21 protein-coding genes are annotated in these 22,664 nt (G+C 33.8%); 11 read left to right on the forward strand and 10 right to left on the reverse strand.

Going from position 1 to position 22,664, the window contains the following annotated elements:
- Nucleotides 1–73 precede the first annotated feature (73 nt).
- The 6 genes from gldN to topA form a co-directional block, all read right to left on the reverse strand.
- Entirely contained in the window at nt 74–964 is an 891-nt protein-coding gene (gene gldN / locus LQ189_RS12225; RefSeq protein ID WP_086453990.1) for a gliding motility protein GldN, read from the reverse strand.
- A 47-nt stretch (nt 965–1,011) separates the two neighbouring features.
- Nucleotides 1,012–2,553 carry a gliding motility protein GldM gene (gene gldM / locus LQ189_RS12230; protein ID WP_230157466.1) on the reverse strand — a complete coding sequence of 514 codons (1,542 nt, stop codon included), beginning with the start codon at nt 2,551–2,553 and terminating at the stop codon, nt 1,012–1,014.
- A gap of 45 nt (nt 2,554–2,598) precedes the next feature.
- Nucleotides 2,599–3,246 (reverse strand): gliding motility protein GldL, encoded by a 648-nt coding sequence (gene gldL, locus LQ189_RS12235; protein WP_230157468.1) that lies wholly within the window; start codon nt 3,244–3,246, stop codon nt 2,599–2,601.
- A gap of 43 nt (nt 3,247–3,289) precedes the next feature.
- Complete coding sequence (gene gldK, locus LQ189_RS12240; protein WP_230157470.1) at nt 3,290–4,696, reverse strand: gliding motility lipoprotein GldK; 1,407 nt, start codon at nt 4,694–4,696, stop codon at nt 3,290–3,292.
- A gap of 127 nt (nt 4,697–4,823) precedes the next feature.
- Nucleotides 4,824–5,975, reverse strand: coding sequence for a formimidoylglutamase (locus LQ189_RS12245; RefSeq protein WP_086453986.1), 1,152 nt, complete (start codon nt 5,973–5,975; stop codon nt 4,824–4,826).
- Between the two features lie 67 nt (nt 5,976–6,042).
- Complete coding sequence (gene topA, locus LQ189_RS12250; protein ID WP_230157473.1) at nt 6,043–8,574, reverse strand: type I DNA topoisomerase; 2,532 nt, start codon at nt 8,572–8,574, stop codon at nt 6,043–6,045.
- 385 nt (nt 8,575–8,959) lie between these two features.
- Between topA and miaB the strand changes: the two genes are divergently transcribed.
- The 7 genes from miaB (at nt 8,960) to groL (ending at nt 15,683) form a co-directional block, all read left to right on the forward strand.
- Nucleotides 8,960–10,405: a tRNA (N6-isopentenyl adenosine(37)-C2)-methylthiotransferase MiaB gene (gene miaB / locus LQ189_RS12255; RefSeq protein ID WP_230157481.1), complete on the forward strand. Its 1,446-nt coding sequence runs from the start codon at nt 8,960–8,962 to the stop codon at nt 10,403–10,405.
- An 82-nt stretch (nt 10,406–10,487) separates the two neighbouring features.
- Nucleotides 10,488–11,744 carry a sigma-54-dependent Fis family transcriptional regulator gene (locus tag LQ189_RS12260; RefSeq protein ID WP_086454313.1) on the forward strand — a complete coding sequence of 419 codons (1,257 nt, stop codon included), beginning with the start codon at nt 10,488–10,490 and terminating at the stop codon, nt 11,742–11,744.
- A 58-nt stretch (nt 11,745–11,802) separates the two neighbouring features.
- Complete coding sequence (locus LQ189_RS12265; protein WP_230157483.1) at nt 11,803–12,306, forward strand: LptE family protein; 504 nt, start codon at nt 11,803–11,805, stop codon at nt 12,304–12,306.
- Nucleotides 12,307–12,372: 66 nt separating this feature from the next.
- Complete coding sequence (locus LQ189_RS12270) at nt 12,373–13,218, forward strand: tetratricopeptide repeat protein (RefSeq protein ID WP_230157485.1); 846 nt, start codon at nt 12,373–12,375, stop codon at nt 13,216–13,218.
- 3 nt (nt 13,219–13,221) lie between these two features.
- Entirely contained in the window at nt 13,222–13,560 is a 339-nt protein-coding gene (gene secG / locus LQ189_RS12275) for a preprotein translocase subunit SecG (RefSeq protein ID WP_230157487.1), read from the forward strand.
- Between the two features lie 139 nt (nt 13,561–13,699).
- Nucleotides 13,700–13,975, forward strand: a complete 276-nt coding sequence (groES, locus tag LQ189_RS12280) for a co-chaperone GroES (protein ID WP_144889261.1) — start codon at nt 13,700–13,702, stop codon at nt 13,973–13,975.
- 76 nt (nt 13,976–14,051) lie between these two features.
- Nucleotides 14,052–15,683 carry a chaperonin GroEL gene (gene groL / locus LQ189_RS12285; protein WP_230157489.1) on the forward strand — a complete coding sequence of 544 codons (1,632 nt, stop codon included), beginning with the start codon at nt 14,052–14,054 and terminating at the stop codon, nt 15,681–15,683.
- Nucleotides 15,684–15,954: 271 nt separating this feature from the next.
- Here the strand turns inward: groL and LQ189_RS12290 are convergent, their stop codons facing one another.
- From LQ189_RS12290 to xrtF, 3 genes are all read right to left on the reverse strand, one after another.
- Nucleotides 15,955–16,635 carry a DedA family protein gene (locus LQ189_RS12290; protein WP_086454309.1) on the reverse strand — a complete coding sequence of 227 codons (681 nt, stop codon included), beginning with the start codon at nt 16,633–16,635 and terminating at the stop codon, nt 15,955–15,957.
- 113 nt (nt 16,636–16,748) lie between these two features.
- A complete protein-coding gene (locus tag LQ189_RS12295) occupies nt 16,749–17,195 on the reverse strand; it encodes an exosortase F system-associated protein (RefSeq protein WP_230157491.1) in 447 nt (148 codons plus the stop codon).
- Nucleotides 17,173–17,721, reverse strand: coding sequence for an exosortase family protein XrtF (gene xrtF, locus LQ189_RS12300; RefSeq protein ID WP_230157493.1), 549 nt, complete (start codon nt 17,719–17,721; stop codon nt 17,173–17,175). The genes LQ189_RS12295 and xrtF overlap by 23 nt, the downstream gene beginning before the upstream one ends.
- A gap of 77 nt (nt 17,722–17,798) precedes the next feature.
- Between xrtF and LQ189_RS12305 the strand changes: the two genes are divergently transcribed.
- The 4 genes from LQ189_RS12305 to LQ189_RS12320 all read left to right on the forward strand — a co-directional run bounded on the left by LQ189_RS12305 (nt 17,799) and on the right by LQ189_RS12320 (nt 21,980).
- On the forward strand, nt 17,799–18,254 hold the full coding sequence (locus tag LQ189_RS12305) for a GAF domain-containing protein (protein WP_230157502.1): 456 nt from the start codon (nt 17,799–17,801) through the stop codon (nt 18,252–18,254).
- 1 nt (nt 18,255) lies between these two features.
- Nucleotides 18,256–19,221, forward strand: a complete 966-nt coding sequence (locus LQ189_RS12310; RefSeq protein ID WP_230157510.1) for an energy transducer TonB — start codon at nt 18,256–18,258, stop codon at nt 19,219–19,221.
- A gap of 122 nt (nt 19,222–19,343) precedes the next feature.
- The gene (rpsO, locus tag LQ189_RS12315) at nt 19,344–19,610 is read left to right on the forward strand and encodes a 30S ribosomal protein S15 (protein ID WP_086453034.1); all 267 of its coding nucleotides are present in this window, start codon (nt 19,344–19,346) and stop codon (nt 19,608–19,610) included.
- Nucleotides 19,611–19,844: 234 nt separating this feature from the next.
- Entirely contained in the window at nt 19,845–21,980 is a 2,136-nt protein-coding gene (locus LQ189_RS12320) for a polyribonucleotide nucleotidyltransferase (RefSeq protein ID WP_230157512.1), read from the forward strand.
- Nucleotides 21,981–22,369: 389 nt separating this feature from the next.
- Here the strand turns inward: LQ189_RS12320 and LQ189_RS12325 are convergent, their stop codons facing one another.
- Nucleotides 22,370–22,531, reverse strand: a complete 162-nt coding sequence (locus LQ189_RS12325; protein ID WP_370634897.1) for a hypothetical protein — start codon at nt 22,529–22,531, stop codon at nt 22,370–22,372.
- Nucleotides 22,532–22,664 lie beyond the last annotated feature (133 nt).

Genomic DNA, 22,664 nt, shown 5'->3' on the forward strand with positions numbered 1-22,664 from the left:
TTTTAAAGAAAAGAGCTTCAAACAAAAAACTCTTACCTTGTGGTAAGAGTTTTTTTATACTTATTGAAAACTACTAGTAGTTCCACATATCTGATTCAAAGTTTCGAATTTTATCTTTCACTCTTTCAGATTCTAATAATTGATTTTGAGCATTGTCTTTCATGTACTCATCAATTCTTCTGTCACCATAAACATTTTCCTCTTTATAAATTGTGGCATTGAAACGTCTTGAGTTTAAAATTTGATCAAATGAAATTGGCAATGCAGAGTTTTTATCATTAAAAGCTTTAGCATCATGCAATACCTCTCTAGCAGCTGGGAAAAAGATCCAAAATAATTCAATATAATCTTTCTCTTCACTGTTCATAGTATACACATCTGGAGTAACAGGACAAATACCTAACAAACGATATTTCAATTCACTTTGACGTTTGTCAAAATACCAATACCCTTTGATTTTATATTGTGTTACATCTTGAGCAGAAAGATTTTCTGTTAATATATACTCTTCAGAAACTTTACTTCCAGCATTAATTTGCTCTCTACCTGCATCCGTTGTATCAATTCTTGTTAATGAAGCTTGGATATCTTTAAGCGATTTTTTTGTATTAAAATAACTATCCGTATACACTTCAGTTATTTTACCACTTTTAATTGCTTTAGACAATACATCATACAAAGATCTTCTATCATTACCGATATTGGCAGTATCAATAGGGAAATACAAAGAAAAATTAATCTTTTCACTAAGATCTATAATTTCCCACGTTGTTTTACCCATCAACACATCTCTATCATGAACATAACCATAAGCAAGGGGCTTATCATTATCCGAGTCAAGTTGCGCAGCTGTTTTTAATCCAATTTGATCTGGAGTTTTCGCATTCAATAAATTGGATTGTGCACTTGACACAAAACAACCCGATAAAGCGACGATTGCGATAAATAAATTTTTGATATTCATAGTGGTATTCTTATTGATATTGAAAAGGATTTATAAAATACAATTTATTATTGTATTTCAAAAATAACCGGAGCAGTTCTTGGTAATAAATAACTACCAGCACCATCAAGTTTTGTTTTTATTTCGGAAATGGTAACTTGATCACCTCTACCTGCCTTAGAAAGTACAGCTTTACACTGCGCATTCAATTTGTTTCCTTGTACAACTACTGTTGGCTGGCCTGTAACCTTAAGGTTAAAACCAATAACACTTAGTCCCACTTCAAAATCAAAGTCAACAAGTTTAGCTCCTACAGTAGAAATTTCTAAGTTAGATTTAGGCCCTTTAACAACACCCATTTCTCCTCTAATTGTTCCTGTTGGACCAGGGATTCCTTTAATTCTAAATACTTTTTTATCAGAAGCTACTTTACCGTCAGCCATTTTACCAGAAACATTGATAATAACTTCATTACCTGCTCCAGGAGACATAACATATTTACCATTACCTACTTTTGATAATCCAGGTGCCGATGCATTTACTTGATTATCTGGAATACCTGCAAATGAAATTGTTATAGGGTTTTGAACACCTCTATAAACAACATTCATTTTATCAGCAGAGATAGTAGCCGAATTTGGTCTAGGAACTACAACATATTTACCAGCGAATTTTAATGGAATGTTTTTACCATCCTCAAGGAAAGTAAATTGTCCATTGATAGATTGCTCACCTACATTTCCAGCAGTCATAGCAATAACAGCTTGACCGTTAACAATTTTACCTGGTCCTGAAAATGAAGTAGGTTTTGTATTTTCATCATATCTTCCTAAAACTACTTTACCAGTAACTTGCTCTCCTTGAAAATATGCACTTTTATCTAATACAACAATTGCTTGATAATTACTGTATGAAGCAGCAGCAACGGCCGCTTTTCCTAACAACGTATTATAAACATCAGTCTCCATTTTCTTAACATCATTTTGCCAAGCAGATAATTTAGCTAATGATGCAACAGCTGGAAAACCTTTGAAATTGTAATCTAAATAAGGAATAGAAATTCCGTCTTTATTTTTAACAGGTTGTAAAGAGAATTTAGATTCAACTTCAGAAACAATTGCAGAAAGTTTTTTATTATCTCCTAATGCAGCTTTCATATCTGCTTTGTATTGCTCTACAGTTTTAACAACTTCGTTCCCTTTTGCAGAATATCCTGCAGGACCAAACCAAGATTGATCTAAGTTATCGCCCTTATCCATTGACTCATAAGGTAATTTACCCGTTTCTGGATCAACTTCGGTTCCTTTTAAAACATCTACTTTTAAATTAGCGATGTAATCGTAAAACTTCTTTGTGATGGCTTCTACTTTATGTGCGGTTCCAGATGCAGCAGTAAATTCACCACCGGCTTCAGCAGCCTTAGCATCTAAACTCATCAACATTTGTGCATTTGATTGCTCTGCAGCACTATTAGAACCTTCAAATTTTTCATTCATAATTCCAAAAGCAGATAATACTTCTTTGGACATATTTAATGCTAACATTGCGATGAAAACCAAGTACATCAGGTTTATCATCTTCTGTCTAGGGGTTAGTTTTCCTCCTGCCATATTTTCTAATAATTAGTTTAAATTAATATAATAGTTCGAAACTAATTATCCTTTATTGTTCATAGCAGAAAGCATTCCTCCGTAAACTGAATTCAAAGAAGATAAGTTTGAAGTTAAAGATTGCATTTGCTCTTTAAGCTTCATATTGTTTTGCGCTACTTCCTCATTGATTTGAGCATTTCTAGAAGCACTTTCCAATTGTACCTTATATAAACTGTTTAAAGATTCCATTTGAGATGCAGCAAGAGTTAACTCTTCACTGTATTTTTTTGTAGAAGCAATTGAATCTACTGTAGGAGCAATTCCTTTTGCAGCTGATTCAAAATTCTTGATACTGCTTCCTAAACTTGCCATTAATTCACCATCAATTTTAGCATCTTTAAGCATAGCATCTAACTTTTGCGACAATAAACCTTGCGTATCAGCTATAGTCTCTACTTTTTTAGTAGCAGGTTTAGCTTGTCCATTTGCTAATTCAGGATAAACTAAAGTCCAGTCCAACTCATCATCAACAGGTTCAAAAGCAGATAATGCGAAAATCAAAGCCTCAACAACAAGACCAATAGTAAGCATCAAATTACCTGTTAAAAAACCAAATTCAATGTGAGTAATTTTAAATAATGCTCCAAGGATTACAACCGCAGCCCCCATACCGTAAGCGAAATTCATTGCTTTTTTTCCTAATAATGCCATAATAATAAATTTTAAATTTTAATAGATTGGGTTTTTGTTTATTTTATTTCTTTTTTTTACTGTTACCAGTGGTTTGCAAGCCCATGTAATCCTGAACTGTTCTAAAGCCAATATAACTTCTTGCAGAATCAGCATATTCATAGTCTCTAGTACTTACTTGTAAGAAGTAAGCAACATCTTTCCATGATCCGCCTCTTAATACTTTACGTTTGTTAGAAGCATCTAAAACATTAGGATTCATTGAAGAAACGTATTCATAAGCATTTGAATCATACGCAGAGTCAGTCCACTCTGACACATTTCCAGCCATGTTGTATAAATTATAACCATTAGGCTCATAAGATTTAGCCTCAACTGTATACAAAGCCTCATCCGCAGCATAATCTCCTCTATTAGGCTTAAAATTAGCTAAAAAACAACCTCTATCATTTTTAGTGTAAGGACCACCCCATGGATAGGTTGCTGATTCTAAACCACCTCTTGCAGAATATTCCCATTCTGCCTCTGTAGGCAATCTAAATTGATTAATTAAATCTTGACCTTTAGTTTTAGATTTAATATAACTATTTTTATTTAATGTTCTCCAAGCACAAAATGCTTTTGCTTGAGTCCACTTAACCCCTACTACTGGATAATCCCCGTATGCTTTGTGCCAAAAATAATCGTTGTGCATTGGCTCATTATAAGAATAAGCGAAATCTTTAATCCAAACAGTAGTATCAGGATATACGTTTACCTCTTCCGTTTTGATAAAATCTTTTCTACGACCTACTTTAGCTTTTGCAGCTGCCTGTATATCCATCCAAGAATAACGAAATTTTAATTTATTTACGTCAATTGTTCTCAAACCATTATATGATTCTTCGCTTGGAAGATACATCGAATCCATTACCTCAGTATACGCTGCATCAGGATATTCTTTCGGTCCTTTAGCAAGCTTTACTTTTCTATTTAATTTTCTACCAGCATATTGATCATCTTCAGTACCAATACTATAATAGTTGTCATACATATATTTGTCATATGCAGTCATCTTTGTAGTATCTGAATCGCTAAAAGCATAATCAGCTATACTTCCTGATTTACTTCCTTTACCAGATCCAGTTGTAGCAGGTTGACCATTTAAATCAGCCATTATTGCTAATTTAACTCTTATGGTTGAATCTTTAACCCATTCTACAAACTGACGGTATTCACTATTTGTAATTTCAGTTTCATCCATATAAAATGAACGCACCGTTACTGTTTTTGTAGGAGCATCCTCAACATTTGCTAAATCTGCGTCTGATTTACCCATAATAAATGAGCCTCCAGGGACTAAAGTCATTCCGTATGGTTTCTCAGGGTGCCACTTTCCACCATTAACACCAACTAATTCCCCTTTATCACTTGATTTAGCACAGCTAATCAATAGGGTTAAAATCGTCGTAAAAGCTATGAACTTATTCATATAATTTCGGTTATCTATTCATTAAATTTGAGGGTGTAAACCTATTTATTATTTTTAACAAAAACAATTTTTTTATACTAAACAAATCGTTTTTTATAAAAAAATCATATATCTATGTTAAATATCTCTAAACAAGGTTTTTTCTTTGTGCTTTCCACCACCTTTCTGGCAACTCATTATTGCATGCAAGGAGATATTCATCGTAAGAACATGGTAATAACGTATTTCTTTTTAATTTATTATTAACATTTGAAATAAATGGTATTTCAATCCACCATCTTTCTGTTTTATCACTTTTATAAAATATCAATTCTTCTTCATCCAGCGGCACAATGTACTTTAAATAAGACTCTTTACTGCCAAAAGGGTATTCATTTGATCTGTATTGAACTCCTTCAATAAAATACCAAATTATTTGTGCAACAAGTATAGATTCTTGACGTGTTCCATTAAAATTAAAAACTCCAAAAGAACTTACCTTATCGCTAATACCTGCATAACGAGCCAAAGAACATATTTCTTTACCATTAAAACCATTTGGCTGAAACGAAATAAAATTCCCAGAATCCGAAGATTTAACAGCATTTAAATCTACACTTACAAGGTCAGCATCCCTAAAAACAGGTTCTGTTATCAAAATATTATTTGAAACCTCACCAAGGCGATAGGCATCAAAAAATAATTTTTCAATTAAATCAATTTCTTCCTGAGAGTTAAAATACGTTTGATAGCCTAAATTACAAAAATTAAATAAATTATTTGGCTCATCGACAATAATTTTTGTTAAATAAGATGTAGATGATAGTTCTTCTTCATCTTTTCCAAAATCAAATTTACTATCAATTGAAACTATATTAACCATTTGCTCCAACACGTCATAAGCTCTATACAGGCCATACGTGATATCTTGAGAACCTCCCAAGACAATAGGAATTACTCCTGATTTCAAGAGTTCTGATGCGATTTTTTTAACCGCAAAATGAGTGTCGGACACTGTATTTCCAGCTAGTATGTTTCCTAAATCAGCAATTGACGTTTCCCAGTTGCCAGGAAACAAGCTATATAGTTCCTTTCTTAAAGAAATTAAACATACATTCTTAGTTTCAACAGATTGTCCTCTATTATCTAAAACTCCTATAATTGCTAATTTGATTTTGTTTACATCTGGAAATTGATCCTGTGTATGCATCACAACCTTACTACCAAGTTGTTGTGAAGTCAATCCAAAACAAAATTCTAGAACCTCATCATCAACGGGGTTTAAAAAATCAAATTCCATTTATTCTTTTTTCATCTTCACTACATTGTTTACTTAAAATTGTGTAGCGAACAAATTAAATTATTAATTATTTCTTTTTAACGGCCGGTTTTTTTACGGCGGCTTTCTTTGCAGTTGCCTTTGTTGCAGGTGCTTTTTTAGCAGCTACTTTTTTAGCAGGTGTTTTTTTGGCAATCATTTCTTGAACTTCTTCAAGTGTTAGTTTTGACGCATCAACATCTTTACTTAATTCAATTTTAATTTTGCCTTTTGTAATAACCGAGCGTCCCCAACGTGCTTTTTCTACAAGAATTCCTTCTTCTTCCCAATTGTGTAATACTTTATCAATATTTTTTTGAAGCTTATCTTCAATCAAGGCCTCAATATCTGATTGAGATAAATTATCAAAATTGTATTTTTTGCTCACATTGATAAACAATCCGCTCCATTTGATAAAAGCCCCAAATCGACCAACACCTTTTTGAACACCTTCACCTTTATAAACAGCAATAGGCGCATCTGCCAAAGCTTTTTCATCAATTAATTCTTGAGCTCTTTTATAATCAACATCTAATGGGTTCTCTCCTTTTGGCAAAGATACAAATGCAGCGCCATGACGAATATAAGGACCATAACGACCATTACTCACCTCAACTTCTTCTCCTTTATACTCTCCTAAATTCTTTGGTAATAAAAATAAATTTAAAGTTTCTTCAAGAGTAATATTACCAATGTTTTGATCGTTCATCAAACTGGCGAACTTTTTATCTTCATCATCAGGAGCTCCTATTTGAGCCATCGGTCCAAATTTCCCCAAACGAACAGAAACTGGTTTTCCTGTTTTAGGGTCAGTCCCTAGAATTCTTTCGCCACTTTCTCGCTCAGCATTCGCTTCTACATCTTTCACCGTTGGATGAAATTTATCGTAAAACTCCTGCATCATTTTGGTCCAAACAATATTTCCTTCGGCAATTTCATCAAAGTCCTGCTCTACTTTTGCCGTAAAATTATAATCTAGAATATTTCCGAAATTCTTGACAAGGAAGTCCGTTACAATAGTTCCGATATCAGTTGGTACTAATTTCCCTTTATCTGATCCAGTGTTTTCTTTAAGTGCTTTCTCATCTACCTTACCAGATTGCAAAATCAACTGTGTATAATTACGCTCTTGACCGTCTAAATTTCCTTTTTCAACGTAATTCCTGTTAATGATGGTAGAAATTGTAGGTGCATAAGTAGATGGACGACCTATTCCTAGTTCTTCTAGTTTTTTTACCAAAGAAGCTTCGGTAAAACGAGCTGGAGCTCTAGAATACCTCTCAGTTGCTGTGATATAATTGTTTTGCAATTTTTCGTTCACTTTCATTGCGGGCAACATTCCCTCCTGCTCTTCCTCATCATCATCATGCCCTTCCAGATACACTTTTAAGAAACCTTCAAAAAGCAATACCTCTCCAGACGCAGTGAATATTTCATTGTGATTGCTGGCTTCAATTTTTACATTGGTACGTTCTAATTGCGCATCACTCATTTGCGAGGCCAATGTCCTTTTCCAAATCAAATCATACAAACGTGCTTGATCACGGTCAATGTCTACTGTATGACGTGACATATCCGTTGGACGAATTGCCTCGTGCGCCTCTTGTGCTCCTTTGCTTTTATTAGTAAACGTTCTTGGTTTCGAAAACTCTTTTCCGTAGGATTTGATGATTTCAGCTTGAGCAGCTTCCATTGCATCTTTGGATAAATTAACGCTATCCGTTCTCATGTAGGTAATCAATCCCGCTTCATACAAACGCTGTGCAAGTTGCATGGTTATACCCACTGGCAAATACAGTTTACGTGCTGCTTCTTGTTGTAAAGTAGAAGTAGTAAAAGGACCTGTTGGAGATTTTTTGGTAGGTTTTGTTTCTAAATCTGATACCTTATATGTAGAACCAATATTTTTGTTTAAAAAATCTTGAGCTTCTTGTTTTGTATTAAAATTTTTAGGCAATTTAGCCTTGAATATTTTTCCAGACTCATTTGTAAACTCGGCAACAACTGAGTAGGTGGCAACGGCTTTGAAATTTTGAATTTCTCGTTCGCGTTCTACAATTAAACGCACAGATACTGACTGGACACGACCTGCAGATAAACCACCCTTAATTTTTCTCCACAAAACAGGAGATAATTCATAACCAACTAAACGATCTAAAACACGTCTCGCTTGTTGTGCATTAACTAAATTGTAGTCAATCTCTCTTGGATTATCAATTGCTTTTAAAATAGCTGTTTTTGTAATTTCATGAAAAACAATTCTTTTGGTTTTGTTTTTATCTAAATTAAGCTCTTCGGCAAGGTGCCAAGAAATAGCCTCACCCTCGCGATCCTCATCACTTGCTAACCAAACCATATCGGCTTTCTTAGCTAACCCTTTCAGCTTGGTGACCAAAGCTTTTTTATCAGCAGAAACCTCATACTTAGGCTTGAAATTATGATCTACATCTACTCCTATTTCCTTTGAAGGTAGATCAGCAATGTGCCCGTAACTGGACTCCACTTGATAATCTGTACCTAGGAATTTTTCGATTGTTTTTGCCTTTGCTGGGGACTCTACTATAACTAAATTCTTTGCCATTCGTCTATTTTTCTGGGACAAAAGTATCTATTTTTTTTAAATATTAAGCTTTTGAAATAACATTTGAATGAATTGAAACTTATTGCCAGAGACTTTCTTGTGATCATTGCCCCTTTTTGAGGATGTTTATTGGACACTATGTATATTGCATATCTTGTGAATAATAATATCAATTAAACACTAAATAAGTGAGCTAAAAAGTGGTATTTCCCGTTTAAATCAATAACCAGAAAGTGATCTTTTTATTGGCGACCGTTAAGAAAAAGAATAAATTGAAAAACAAGAATAGCTATAAAAAATCAAACATAAAATACTGTTAATTCTTAATCTGACAAGTTGTCATATTTATTTGTTTTAGCTTATCTTTGTGCTTTGAAAAAATAGCATGGAAAAGATTATTGAAGAAAGCAAACAAGGCGAAAGTCTCGTTTTAGAGAATAAACCTGAGAATACAAAGAAACTTTTTATAGAAAGCTATGGCTGTGCGATGAATTTTTCGGATAGCGAAATTGTAGCTTCCATTTTATCTGGAAATGGATATAATACCACTCAAGTTCTGGAGGATGCCGACTTAGTTCTGGTAAATACCTGTTCTATACGCGATAAAGCAGAGCAAACCATTAGAAAACGTTTAGAAAAATACAATGCCGTTAAACGCATTAACCCTAAAATGAAAGTTGGGGTTTTGGGGTGTATGGCAGAGCGTTTGAAAAGTCAATTTCTTGAGGAAGAAAAAATTGTAGATCTTGTTGTAGGTCCTGATGCTTACAAAGATTTACCCAATTTATTACAAGAAGTTGAGGAAGGCAGAGATGCTATAAATGTTATTTTATCAAAAGACGAAACCTATGGCGATATTTCTCCGGTTAGATTGATGAGCAATGGGATTACGGCCTTAGTTTCTATCACTCGTGGTTGCGATAATATGTGTACTTTTTGTGTAGTGCCTTTTACCCGTGGACGTGAACGCAGTCGTGAACCTCAAAGTATCATGGCAGAAGTTCAAGATTTATGGGACAAAGGATTTAAAGAAATTACATTACTTGGACAAAATGTAGATAGCTACCTCTGGTACGGTGGTGGTTTGAAAAAGGATTTTGAAAATGCTAGCGAAATGCAAAAAGCTACAGCTGTTGATTTTGATCAATTGCTTGAGATGGTTGCTGTAGGTTTCCCTAAAATGAGAATTCGATTTTCAACTTCTAACCCACAAGACATGCATGAAAGTGTATTGCATGTAATTGCTAAGCATCCTAATATTTGCAAGCACATTCATTTACCGGTTCAGTCTGGAAGTAACCGAATCCTCAAAGAAATGAATCGTTTACACACTCGTGAAGAATACATGACTTTGATAGATAAAATTAGGACTATAATACCAAATTGCTCTATTTCGCAAGATATGATTGCAGGATTTCCAACAGAAACTGAAGAGGATCATAAAGACACAATGAGTTTAATGGAGTACGTGAAGTATAATTTTGGCTATATGTATTCGTATTCTGAACGTCCAGGAACATTGGCTGGAAGAAAAATGGAAGATGATGTCCCAGAAGAAACTAAAGCCCGTAGATTACAAGAAATTGTAGATTTACAACAGAAACACGCTTGGTTTAGAAGTGAAGAATTCATAGGTCAAACAGTAGAAGTTTTAGTCGAAAAAGTTTCTAAAAAATCAACAGAAGAATTCTCTGGAAGAAATTCGCAGAGTATAACGGTAGTTTTTCCAAAAGAGAATTACAACATTGGAGATTTTGTAAATGTCAAAATTACTTCTTGCACAAGCGGAACTTTAAAAGGGGAAGCGGTTGGATATTCTGAAATGAATTAGAAAAGTTAGTTTCAAGTTTCAGGTTTAAAGTTCACATTATAACTTGAAACCTGAAACAAAAAAAACTTTAAACAAAAATCAAATGGAATCAGTACAATCAATAAAACAGCGCTTCGAGATTATTGGGAATGACCCAAAACTGAATCGTGCCATTGAAAAAGCCATACAAGTTGCCCCAACTGATATTACCGTGCTGGTAACCGGTGAAAGCGGCGTAGGAAAAGAAAACATACCTAGAATCATACACTCGCTTTCTCATAGAAAACACGGAAAATACATTGCCGTAAACTGTGGAGCAATTCCAGAGGGAACCATAGATAGTGAACTTTTTGGTCATGAAAAAGGAGCGTTTACAGGCGCTACAAGTACCAGAGAAGGCTACTTTGAAGTAGCTGATGGTGGTACCATTTTCCTTGATGAAGTGGGCGAATTACCCCTTACCACCCAAGTACGCTTGTTGCGTGTTCTTGAAAATGGTGAGTTTATTAAGGTAGGTTCCTCTCAGGTACAGAAAACTGATGTTCGAATTGTGGCAGCTACCAATGTTAATTTATTTGACGCCATAGAAAAAGGAAAATTCAGAGAAGATTTATACTACAGATTGAGTACCGTTGATATCACCTTGCCTCCTTTAAGAGATAGAAAAGACGATATTCACTTATTATTCAGAAAGTTTGTTGCTGATTTTGCACACAAATATAAAATGCCACCACTAAAATTAGAGGAAAGTGCTGTTCACTTGTTGCAAAAATTTCGTTGGAGTGGTAACATTCGTCAGTTGCGAAACGTGGCTGAACAAATTTCAGTTTTAGAAACAAGCAGAGACATCACCTCCTCTACTTTACAATCTTACTTACCAGAACAAGGCAGCAACCTACCCTCTGTAATCAAGGATAAAAAAAGTGAAAACGATTTCAGTACCGAAAGAGAAATTTTATACAAAGTCCTTTTTGATATGAAAAGTGATTTGAATGACTTGAAAAAATTGACTCTGGAACTGATTCAGAATGGAAGTTCAAAAGTGCAAGAGACCAATCAAAGTTTGATCAAAAAAATATACGGTTCTAAGGAAAATGACAACGAAATAGACTTTGAAGAATCCCCTAGAACCAACCAAATTACAACCTTGAATAACGAAAGTTTGTACCAAGAACCTGAAGATAATTATTTATTTGCCGAAACAATCGAGGAAGAAGAAACCCTGAGACTCGAGCAGAAAGAAATAGAAATGATCAAAAAATCATTAGAAAAAAACAAAGGAAAACGAAAAGCCGCTGCTGATGAACTAGGAATATCCGAACGTACTTTATATAGAAAAATTAAACAATTTGACTTGTAATTTAATGTCACTAGACTTAACAGGTCAAACAAATCGAAATTAACTTTTACTCTTTTACATGAAATATTTAAAATTCGTACTTGTATTATTATTTGCTTCTTCTTTCCAAGGATGCTCCGTGTATAACTTCACAGGAACTGGCAAAATAGACGCCGAAACTTTTCAGGTTGGTTTTTTTCAAAACAATGCTGAACTTATTGAACCTGGTATTGATAGAACTTTTACACTTGAACTTCAGGATTTAATTCAAAATCAAACTAATTTAAACTTAGTAAAAAACAGTGCCGATTTGACTTATGAGGGAGAAATAGTAGAATACCGTATTAGTCCCATGACCGCTACTGCTGATCAACGTGCTGCGCAAAACCGACTAACAGTAAGAGTAAATGTACGTTTTACAAATAAAAAGAAAGAAACAGATAATTTTGAAAAACCATTCTCATTTTTCTTTGACTACCCAGCTGATCAACAACTTACTGGAGCAACATTAAACAATGCTTTAAAAGAAATTTTTGAAAGAATTACACAAGAAATTTTTAATGAATCATTAGCAAAATGGTAAGTAACCAAATGTTTAAAAGTACAAAAATTCTATAGTTGAATAGGAATAACTGAAACAATTAATACCATGAATGTAACTGACTTTACCCACTTAATCAACAATCCGGATTCCATTCAGGTGCAACAAACACAAGATTTAGATCAGATAATAGATGAATTTCCGTATTTTCAAAGTGCAAGAGCGCTTCAATTAAAAGGACTTTATAACCAAGACAGTTACAAATATAATTACGCACTTAAACGTACAGCTGCCCACACCACAGATAGATCTATATTATTTGATTTCATAACATCCGAAACTTTTATTTCTATTCATACTAGCTTGTATGAGAAAAAAGCAAAGGAAATTCAAGAGATTCAAGTAATTGACAGTGAAATTATTGCTCCAGAAAAAAAAGTAGAACCAAGTGTAAATACTCTTGAAAAATCAATTTTAAATTCCATTACTAAATCTAGTATTGTTGAACCTGCGGAACGATCCCATCAAATAGAGGAAAAACTGGCCATAGGAACTCCACTTGATTTTTCAAAACAAGAGCAACATTCGTTTCAAGAATGGCTTCAATTATCTCGTACCGAGCCTATAAAACGTGACGAAACAGCACCTGAACCAGAAACTTTAATGGATGAGGAAAAAAGAAAAAAACTAGAACTAATTGACAAGTTTATTGAGACCAGTCCAAAAATCACACCCGGAAAACATGGAGTAACAACACCTATTACCATTGATATCAATACAACTGATAATTCATCATTAATGACCGAAACGCTCGCACGAGTATATTTGGAACAAAAAAAATATCAAAAAGCAATTCAAGCTTATGAAATATTAATTTTGAAATATCCAGAAAAAAGTAGTTTCTTTGCGAACCGCATTTCGGATATTAAGATTTTACAACATAATAATAATTAAACAATGAGCACATTTTCAATTTTTTTAGTTTTAATAACTATAGTATGTTTTTTATTAATCGTAGTTATAATGGTTCAAAACCCTAAAGGTGGTGGATTATCTTCAAACATTGGAGGTTCTCAAATGTTAGGCGGAGTTCAAAAAACTACTGATTTTTTAGATAAAAGTACATGGACTTTAGCAACAATCCTTATATTATTGATCTTGTTTTCAAGTTTAAGTTTTACAGGAACGCTTAGCGATACTGATTCTAAGATAATTGAAAATACAAGTACTACTGCGCCAACTACTCCAGCTGTACCAGTACAAAACGCTCCAGCTACTCCAGCTCCAGCAAAATAAATAATATTACATATATATTAAATGCCAGCCTGTCAAAGCTGGCATTTTTTTTAGGAAAATATGTCAGTTCAAGCAAGATGGCACAATTTCTGAAAAAACATAATCACAACTTTTTAATTTTATATAAAAACATACGACCATGAATTTAAACATTAAACCACTTTCGGATAGAGTTCTAATTGAGCCTATGGCTGCTGAAACAAAAACAGCATCTGGCATCTATATTCCTGATACTGCCAAGGAAAAACCTCAAAAAGGAACCGTTGTTGCGGTAGGAAACGGAACAAAAGAGCATACGATGACAGTGAAAATTGGAGATACCGTACTTTATGGCAAATATGCTGGTACAGAATTGAAACTAGAAGGTGTTGACTACTTAATTATGCGTGAAGACGACATTCTAGCGATAGTATAGTCTAGAGAATCCCATAAAGGCAATAAAAAAAATTGAAACTTTCAATACTTAAAACAATTAAACAATTTTTGAAAAAATGGCAAAAGATATAAAATTTGATATAGAAGCACGTGACGGATTAAAACGTGGTGTTGATGCATTAGCAAATGCTGTAAAAGTAACATTAGGACCAAAAGGACGTAATGTAATCATTGGAAAGGCATTTGGTGGACCAAACGTAACCAAAGATGGTGTTACTGTAGCCAAAGAAATTGAATTGAAAGACCCATTAGAAAACATGGGAGCTCAAATGGTAAAAGAAGTCGCTTCTAAAACAAATGATTTAGCTGGAGACGGAACTACAACTGCAACTGTTTTGGCACAAGCAATCGTAAAAGAAGGCTTGAAAAACGTAGCTGCAGGAGCAAATCCAATGGACTTAAAGAGAGGAATTGACAAAGCGGTTGAAGCCATCGTTGCCGACTTAGCACAGCAAGCAAAAGTAGTAGGAAGTGATTCTGAGAAAATCAAACAAATTGCTTCTATCTCTGCTAACAATGATGAAGTAATTGGTGAGTTAATCGCTACTGCTTTCGCAAAAGTTGGAAAAGAAGGAGTGATTACGGTTGAAGAAGCTAAAGGTACTGATACGTATGTTGATGTAGTAGAAGGAATGCAATTTGACAGAGGATACCTTTCTCCTTATTTTGTAACTAATTCTGAAAAAATGGAAGTAGAATTGGAAAATCCATACATACTTTTATATGACAAAAAGGTTTCTTCACTGAAAGAATTATTACCAGTTCTTGAGCCAGTTGCTCAATCTGGAAAACCATTATTGATTATCGCTGAAGATGTAGATGGAGAAGCTTTATCAACACTAGTAGTAAATAAATTACGTGGAGCCTTGAAAATCGCTGCTGTAAAAGCACCTGGTTTTGGTGACAGAAGAAAAGCAATGTTAGAAGACATCGCTATCTTAACTGGTGGAACTGTAATTTCTGAAGAAAGAGGATACACTCTTGAAAACACTACTATTGAAATGTTAGGTACTTCTAAAAAAGTAACTATTGATAAAGACAATACGACTATTGTAAGTGGTGCTGGGGATGCAGACATGATTAAAAACCGTGTAAACCAAATCAAAGGTCAGATGGAAGCAACAACATCTGATTACGATAAAGAAAAATTACAAGAGCGCTTGGCTAAATTAGCTGGTGGTGTTGCTGTACTTTATGTAGGAGCTGCATCTGAAGTTGAAATGAAAGAAAAGAAAGACAGAGTTGATGATGCTTTACACGCAACTCGTGCTGCAGTAGAAGAAGGTATTGTTGCTGGTGGTGGTGTTGCATTATTAAGAGCTAAAAATGTTCTAAGCTCAATTATTGCAGACAATGCTGATGAAGCAACAGGAATACAAATTGTATCCCGCGCTGTAGAAGCTCCGTTGAGAACTATTGTAGAAAATGCTGGTCTTGAAGGTTCAGTAGTAGTAGCAAAAGTTGCTGAAGGTTCAGGAGATTTTGGCTACAATGCTAAAACTGACGAATATGTAGATATGCTTGCTGCTGGTATTATTGATCCTAAAAAAGTAACACGTGTAGCTTTAGAAAATGCTGCATCAGTAGCTGGTATGATTTTAACTACCGAATGTGCTCTAATTGACATTAAAGAAGAAAACGCTGGTGGCGGAATGCCAATGGGTGGTGGTATGCCAGGGATGATGTAATCTTTATTTAAGAGTTATCATTAAAAAATAACTAAACCCGAAGCAAATTGCTTCGGGTTTTTTTTAGTCCATAAAGAAATGAAAAATATAGTATATCCTGATTAGATCATACAATTTCAGATTATTTTTATCTGTGGAAATTCTAAAGACTTTTTCTTGAAAATATAATACTCTTAAACTCCTAAAATTTCAACATAAAAAAAAGGATGTAGTTTTCTATAAACTACATCCTTTTTCATGTTAATCAATTGCTATTAAAGTCCCAATTAAATCACTCTTGAACCTTTGATTTTTTACTAAACTTATAAATCACTGGTAGAACTGTAATACCCACTAAAGCTAATACAATCAGCTCTATATGCTCTTTTAAATCAATTTGATAATTCTCTAACAAAAAACCATACAAATAATGTCCTGCGAAAATTAAAGTAAATGACCAAATAAAAGAACTTAGGATGTTATAAAACATAAACTTGTTCTTATCCATTGATACAATTCCTGCAACTATAGGCGCAAATGTTCTAAAAATTGGTAAAAAACGAGCAAAAATAATTGCCTTACCACCATATTTTTCAAAGAAATCTTTAGACTGAACCAAATATTTGCGTTTAAACCAAAAGCTATCTTCTTTATTGTATAAGTAATAGCCGCTTTTAGAACCAAACCAGTAGCCTACGATGTTTCCTAAAATTCCAGCTAAAGCTACCAAAGTAGATAACAAAACTACATTCAAAAAATCATTGTCAATTATAAATATATTTTCAATTAATTCTCGACTGTAGATCCCAGCCAAAAACAACAAACTATCACCTGGCAGAAAGAAACCTGCAAAAAGTCCGGTTTCAGCAAAAACAATAAATAAAACTATATAAATTCCCAACTTGATTCCGTTTATGTCAAAATGGATGTAAAAAAGCGGGTCAATTAAATTTTTCCAATCAAATTCGTTCATTCTAAAAATATTTTAAACCTAAATTTATAGTGCGTGAAAGTAAGCATAATAAGTTTCTGGAGCAATATAATACTTTATTTTAAAGTTTTATTAACGGTTACTATGCAACAAAACTACCGCAATCCTCTCTTTTGATAGTAAAAACCAGCAACAAACAGCAATAAAAAAATCGGCTGTATGATAAATCTTCTAATGTAAAACAGATGCCATTTTTGATTCTCGTACGAAATATTGGCAACAGTAAAAAAACCAATGATCAAAAGCGCAAAAAACAACAAATATAAAACCAGAGATAATTTTACCAATTCAATTTCATTAAATACAAAATAAATAATACCTAATGACAACATCGTATTTATGGCATATCGAAAAAACAACACAATAAAATAAGCATAATTTGAAACATCAGGCAGACTCAAACTAGAAAAATCCTTTTTAAAAAACTCCAATAAAGGATCATTAAACAATTGATTTTCGAATGCTCTAACTAGAATTATTAGAAAAACCAATGTTACAATGGCTAAGATTCTAAATACTTTATTTTGTTTTTTTTGACGCATACTTTGAATGTTTTTGAACCCAATAAATCCATAAAATAAAAACAACACCATAAATGTACAGCGGAAAAATTACCCCATGCAATAAAGGTTCTTGTTCAGGATAATGAAAAATCAACGAACTTAACAATGCTATTCGTATCACATTGAGTATGTAAATAAATAAACTACCCAAAACAATATATAAAAACGTTGGTTTGAATCTTCCTGAAAAAGCAATTATAAACGAGGCAAATAAAATAACGACACTCATAGCATTGCAACCCTCCACAATTTTAGCTACGTATTTTCCACAATAAATCAATTTGATATAATCTTGAGATGCATCTTTGATCACATAAGATCCCTCTGTGAAAACTTGAAGTACTTGGGCCGTATTTATACTCACAACTCTAGTAAATCCATCAACTTCATTATTTTCAAAAGTTCCAAGATAATATTGATAACACAATGTAAAAACCAAATAACTTATAAAAAACAAACCTAAGAATTGTAAAAAGGGTTTGTAGCGTTCTAAATATTTTTTCAAAATAATTTTTTTAACAAATTTATGTAAAATATAGAAATCTCTTTAAATACTTTTGTACTAACTAAAATTTAAGAAAAATGACATTTCAAGATTTAAAACCAAAAGTATCCGAAATCATAGCACGTCCTGAACAAACAAGGGATGAAAAATTATTAGAAATTTGCCAACTATTAAGCAGCTCTATTTCCTATTACAATTGGGTAGGCTTTTATTTTGCCAACCATGAAGCCAAAACTCTACATTTAGGTCCTTATGTAGGCGCAGAAACAGATCACACTGTAATCCCTTTCGGAAAAGGAATTTGCGGACAAGTTGCCGAGTCAAATGCAAATTTTGTGGTGCCCGATGTAAGCGCTCAAGACAATTATATTGCTTGTAGTTTTACTGTAAAATCTGAAATCGTTGTACCTCTTTTTGTAAATGGACAAAACATAGGTCAAATTGATATTGACAGCCATGTTATAGATCCCTTTACTGAAGAAGATGAGCGTTTCTTGGAATTTGTAAATCAAGAGGTAGCAACATTATTTTAGCATGAAAAATAAAAAACAAGTCAATAAATACTCAAAACTTATCCTTTGGTGTTTAATTTTAGTACCTGTATTAGGCTTCGGTCAAGAATCAGTCGGTAAAAAAATATATCTTGACTCACTGGGTGTAGAAACAAACTACGATAATCACTTGTACTATCGTGTGATTGAATCTTTCGATACGACGACGAATTTGTATAGTTTTAAAGAGTATTATAAATCCGGAGCCATATCAATGTCAGGTCAAGCACTCACGGACAATGCTCAAAATCGATCAGGAGAGTTCATTAATTATTACGAAAACGGAAATAAAAAGAGCGTTACTAACTACCTCAAAGGTAGAATAATTGGAAACGAAGAGCTTTGGCACGAAAACGGTACAAAGGAATCTGAATCAGAATATCTAGAAACGGATGACCAATTTTCTACAGTACAAAAAATGAAAAACTTTTGGAAATCCGATGGTACTCAAACAGTGGTAAATGGAAATGGTTCTTTTGAAAATACAACTGAAGGTTGTCTTGATAAAGGCAATTACAAAAATGGTTTTAAAGAGGGAGTATGGACTGGATCTTTCAATAATGGCAAAAGCTATACCGAAGAATACGAAAATGGTAAATTGAAATCAGGTACAAGCACAGATGATGAAAATAACGAATACAGATATACAGATTTGAAAATTAATCCTGAGCCACTAAAGGGAATAAATGACTTTTACAAACACATTGGTAAAAATTTCCAAATTCCAAGGGCTTATGACAATCTAAAAGGAAAAATAATAACTTCTTTTATTGTTGAAAAAACAGGAGAATTGATCGAATTAAAAACTCTCAAATCCCTAATTGACACTTTAGATCGTGAGGCAATTAGAGTTGTAAAAAGTTACGGAAAATGGAAACCAGGAATTCTAAGGGGTCAAAAAGTACGAGTACTATATTCCATACCTATTTCACTACAAGGCTCAAGATAATTTACAATAACCTCAAAAAATAAATAGCCATTATTGTTTCCTTATTCATAATTATTTTATACTTTTGCACCCGTCTACCAATAGATGGCAGACATACATAAGAATCATTAAATAATATTGGAATGTATTTAACTAAAGAGATTAAAGAAGAAATCTTCGCACAACACGGAGAAAAAACGAATACTGGAAAAGCTGAAGCGCAAATCGCTTTGTTTACTTACAGAATTAGTCACTTAACGGAGCACTTGAAAAAAAATCGTCATGATTATAACACAGAGCGCTCATTAGTATTACTAGTAGGTAAAAGAAGATCGTTGTTAGATTACTTGAAAAAGAAAGAAATCAACAGATACCGTGAAATTATCAAAGTATTGAATATCAGAAAATAATCAATAGAAAAGAGGTGCGAAAGTGCCTCTTTTTTTATTTTATATATTATTGTCTTAAATCATTACAGAAGTCCTGACACAAAAGGGATTAGAGCTAAGACAAAACCACAAAATCAATCCATTTAGATTGATTATTAAAAAAAGTTTGGTTTTTCATTGGGTTTTAGGCATTAACTACGCACAACAACAACTACAACACAACTAGAACCCATGTTTAACTAAAAAATTAAATTTATGATTCCACAATTATTTGTAGAAAGTATCGATTTAGGTGATGGCAGAAGCATCACAATCGAGACAGGTCGTTTAGCCAAACAAGCTGATGGATCTGTAGTAGTAAGAATTGGAAAAACTGTTATTTTAGGTACAGTTGTTTCCGCAAGAAAAGCAAGTCCAGGTATTGATTTTTTACCTTTAACGGTAGATTATCGTGAAAAATTTGCTGCAGCAGGTCGTTTCCCTGGTGGTTTCTTCAAAAGAGAAGCACGCCCTAGTGATAGCGAAGTATTAACCATGAGATTGGTAGACCGTGTATTGCGTCCGCTTTTCCCAGATGATTACCATGCTGAAGTTCAAGTTATGATTCAATTGATGTCTCATGATGAGGATGTAATGCCAGATGCATTAGCAGGATTAGCAGCTTCGGCAGCACTTGCATTATCTGATATTCCATTTGAAACTTTAATTTCTGAAGCTAGAGTTGGTCGTATTGATGGTAAATTCATTATCAACCCTTCTCGCGCTCAATTAGCTTTGTCAGACATTGACATGATGATTGGAGCTTCAACCGATTCTATCGCCATGGTAGAAGGAGAAATGAAAGAGATTTCAGAAGCAGAAATGTTAGAAGCAATTAAATTTGCTCACGAACACATTAAAGTACAAATTGCTGCGCAAGAAAGATTAGCTGCCGCTTTTGGAAAAAAAGAAGTACGTGAATACGAAAATGAAAAATCTGATGATGCTATTTACGCTAAAGTAAAGGAAGCAGCTTACGATAAAATATATGCTATTGCTAGCAAAGGTTCTTCTAAACAAGAACGTACTGCTGCATTTGCAGAAGTAAAAGAAGAAGTAAAAGCTTTATTTACTGAAGAAGAATTGGCTGAAAACGGAGATTTAGTTTCTAAATACTTCTATAAAACCAATAAAGAAGCTGTTCGTAACGTAACCCTAGATTTAGGAACTCGTTTAGACGGAAGAAAAACTACAGAAATCAGACCAATCTGGTGTGAGGTAGATTATTTACCATCAGTACACGGATCTGCATTGTTTACACGTGGAGAAACACAAGCTTTGGCTACAGCTACTTTAGGAACTTCTAGAGAAGCAAACCAAATTGATTCTCCATCTGAACAAGGTGAAGAAAAATTCTACTTGCATTACAACTTCCCTCCTTTCTCAACTGGTGAAGCTCGTCCTTTAAGAGGAACTTCAAGAAGAGAAGTTGGTCACGGAAACTTGGCACAACGTGCCTTGAAAAACATGATCCCTGCTGATTGTCCTTATACAATTCGTGTAGTTTCTGAAGTATTAGAATCGAATGGTTCATCCTCTATGGCTACCGTTTGTGCTGGTACATTATCATTAATGGATGCTGGTATCCAAATGATCCGTCCAGTTTCTGGAATTGCTATGGGATTAATTACAGACGGAGAACGTTTTGCTGTATTGTCTGATATTCTTGGTGACGAAGATCATTTAGGAGACATGGACTTTAAAGTAACTGGAACTTCTGAAGGAATTACCGCTTGCCAAATGGACATCAAGATTGACGGTTTGAAATACGAGATTATGGAAGCTGCATTAGCTCAAGCTCGTGACGGTCGTTTGCATATTCTTGGAAAATTAATTGAAACTCTTGCTGCTCCAAAAGAAGATGTGAAACCATACGCTCCAAAAATTATCACTAGAACTATTCCTGGTAACTTTATTGGTGCTTTAATTGGACCTGGTGGAAAAGTGATTCAAGAATTACAAAAAGCTACAGGAACTACTATCGTAATCAATGAGGTAGACGAGCAAGGTGTTATTGAAATTTTAGGTACTGATCCTGCTGGAATTGAAGCAGTATTGGCTAAAATTCAATCTATTACCTTCAAACCACAAATGGGTGAAGCTTACGAAGTGAAAGTAATTAAAATGCTTGATTTTGGTGCGGTTGTAGAATATACAGCAGCTCCAGGAAATGAAGTTTTATTACACGTATCTGAACTAGCTTGGGAAAGAACTGAAAACGTTACTGATGTTGTAAACATGGGCGATGTGTTTCAAGTGAAATACCTAGGACTTGATCCAAAAACTAGAAAAGAAAAAGTGTCTCGTAAAGCACTTATCGCTAGACCTCCACGCGAGGAGAAAAAAGAGTAATCAGATCTTAGTTTACTAAAGGTTTATTTATAGAAAATCCCGTTCGTCAATGCGAACGGGATTTTTGTTTTGGGATTAAATTTATAAATAAAAAACACAGAGCAAGTCTGGGTTTATCTTATTTTTTTATAGTGCAGCACTAAAGCAAATGAATAGTAGGGCACTTAATAGGGTGTAAAGACACAAAGAAACCACACATTCTATGATAGCCTTTCCGTTTTATTAAATGTAAGTGTAATTCTAAAAGCAAAGAGTCAATTATCGGATGATTTTTTTATTTAAGGGCAGTGATTCATTATTTGTTCAACCATTTACCAAAAACCTAACCTAGTGGATGGTGGTTTGAAAAAGAAAACACCCGTGCGCTATGGTAAGTGGAACTTTTGTTTTTACCTGTTTTTAAGAACTGTAAGTAATTTTTCATTGATAAAATAATTACTCTTTCCAATTTTAATTTTAGTCAAAAACTTATTTTCATCATCAGCCAAAGCATTCAAATAGGTTCTTGCCGTGTGTCGATGAATTTTAAGTTCACGTTCCAAAAAATCTATTTTTGTGTATAAAAATACAACTTATTTATACACGTTTTTACAACGCGTACAAAAAAACACACTTTCTTATACACGTATCTGAATTAGCTTGGGAACGTACTTAAAACGTTAATGCTGTAGTAAACATGGGCGA

The organism is Flavobacterium sp. CECT 9288 (assembly GCF_918731615.1).
Taxonomy (GTDB): domain Bacteria; phylum Bacteroidota; class Bacteroidia; order Flavobacteriales; family Flavobacteriaceae; genus Flavobacterium.

Coding starts and splice junctions, on each gene's coding strand:
- gldK (WP_230157470.1), bottom strand. CDS start 4,696: ATGAATAAGTTCATAGCTTTTACGACGATTTTAACCCTATTGATTAGC.
- rpsO (WP_086453034.1), top strand. CDS start 19,344: ATGTATTTAACTAAAGAGATTAAAGAAGAAATCTTCGCACAACACGGA.
- LQ189_RS12305 (WP_230157502.1), top strand. CDS start 17,799: ATGACATTTCAAGATTTAAAACCAAAAGTATCCGAAATCATAGCACGT.
- gldM (WP_230157466.1), bottom strand. CDS start 2,553: ATGGCAGGAGGAAAACTAACCCCTAGACAGAAGATGATAAACCTGATG.
- LQ189_RS12320 (WP_230157512.1), top strand. CDS start 19,845: ATGATTCCACAATTATTTGTAGAAAGTATCGATTTAGGTGATGGCAGA.
- miaB (WP_230157481.1), top strand. CDS start 8,960: ATGGAAAAGATTATTGAAGAAAGCAAACAAGGCGAAAGTCTCGTTTTA.
- secG (WP_230157487.1), top strand. CDS start 13,222: ATGAGCACATTTTCAATTTTTTTAGTTTTAATAACTATAGTATGTTTT.
- gldN (WP_086453990.1), bottom strand. CDS start 964: ATGAATATCAAAAATTTATTTATCGCAATCGTCGCTTTATCGGGTTGT.
- groL (WP_230157489.1), top strand. CDS start 14,052: ATGGCAAAAGATATAAAATTTGATATAGAAGCACGTGACGGATTAAAA.
- topA (WP_230157473.1), bottom strand. CDS start 8,574: ATGGCAAAGAATTTAGTTATAGTAGAGTCCCCAGCAAAGGCAAAAACA.
- LQ189_RS12310 (WP_230157510.1), top strand. CDS start 18,256: ATGAAAAATAAAAAACAAGTCAATAAATACTCAAAACTTATCCTTTGG.
- LQ189_RS12265 (WP_230157483.1), top strand. CDS start 11,803: ATGAAATATTTAAAATTCGTACTTGTATTATTATTTGCTTCTTCTTTC.
- LQ189_RS12290 (WP_086454309.1), bottom strand. CDS start 16,635: ATGAACGAATTTGATTGGAAAAATTTAATTGACCCGCTTTTTTACATC.
- LQ189_RS12270 (WP_230157485.1), top strand. CDS start 12,373: ATGAATGTAACTGACTTTACCCACTTAATCAACAATCCGGATTCCATT.
- LQ189_RS12245 (WP_086453986.1), bottom strand. CDS start 5,975: ATGGAATTTGATTTTTTAAACCCCGTTGATGATGAGGTTCTAGAATTT.
- LQ189_RS12295 (WP_230157491.1), bottom strand. CDS start 17,195: ATGCGTCAAAAAAAACAAAATAAAGTATTTAGAATCTTAGCCATTGTA.
- gldL (WP_230157468.1), bottom strand. CDS start 3,246: ATGGCATTATTAGGAAAAAAAGCAATGAATTTCGCTTACGGTATGGGG.
- groES (WP_144889261.1), top strand. CDS start 13,700: ATGAATTTAAACATTAAACCACTTTCGGATAGAGTTCTAATTGAGCCT.
- LQ189_RS12260 (WP_086454313.1), top strand. CDS start 10,488: ATGGAATCAGTACAATCAATAAAACAGCGCTTCGAGATTATTGGGAAT.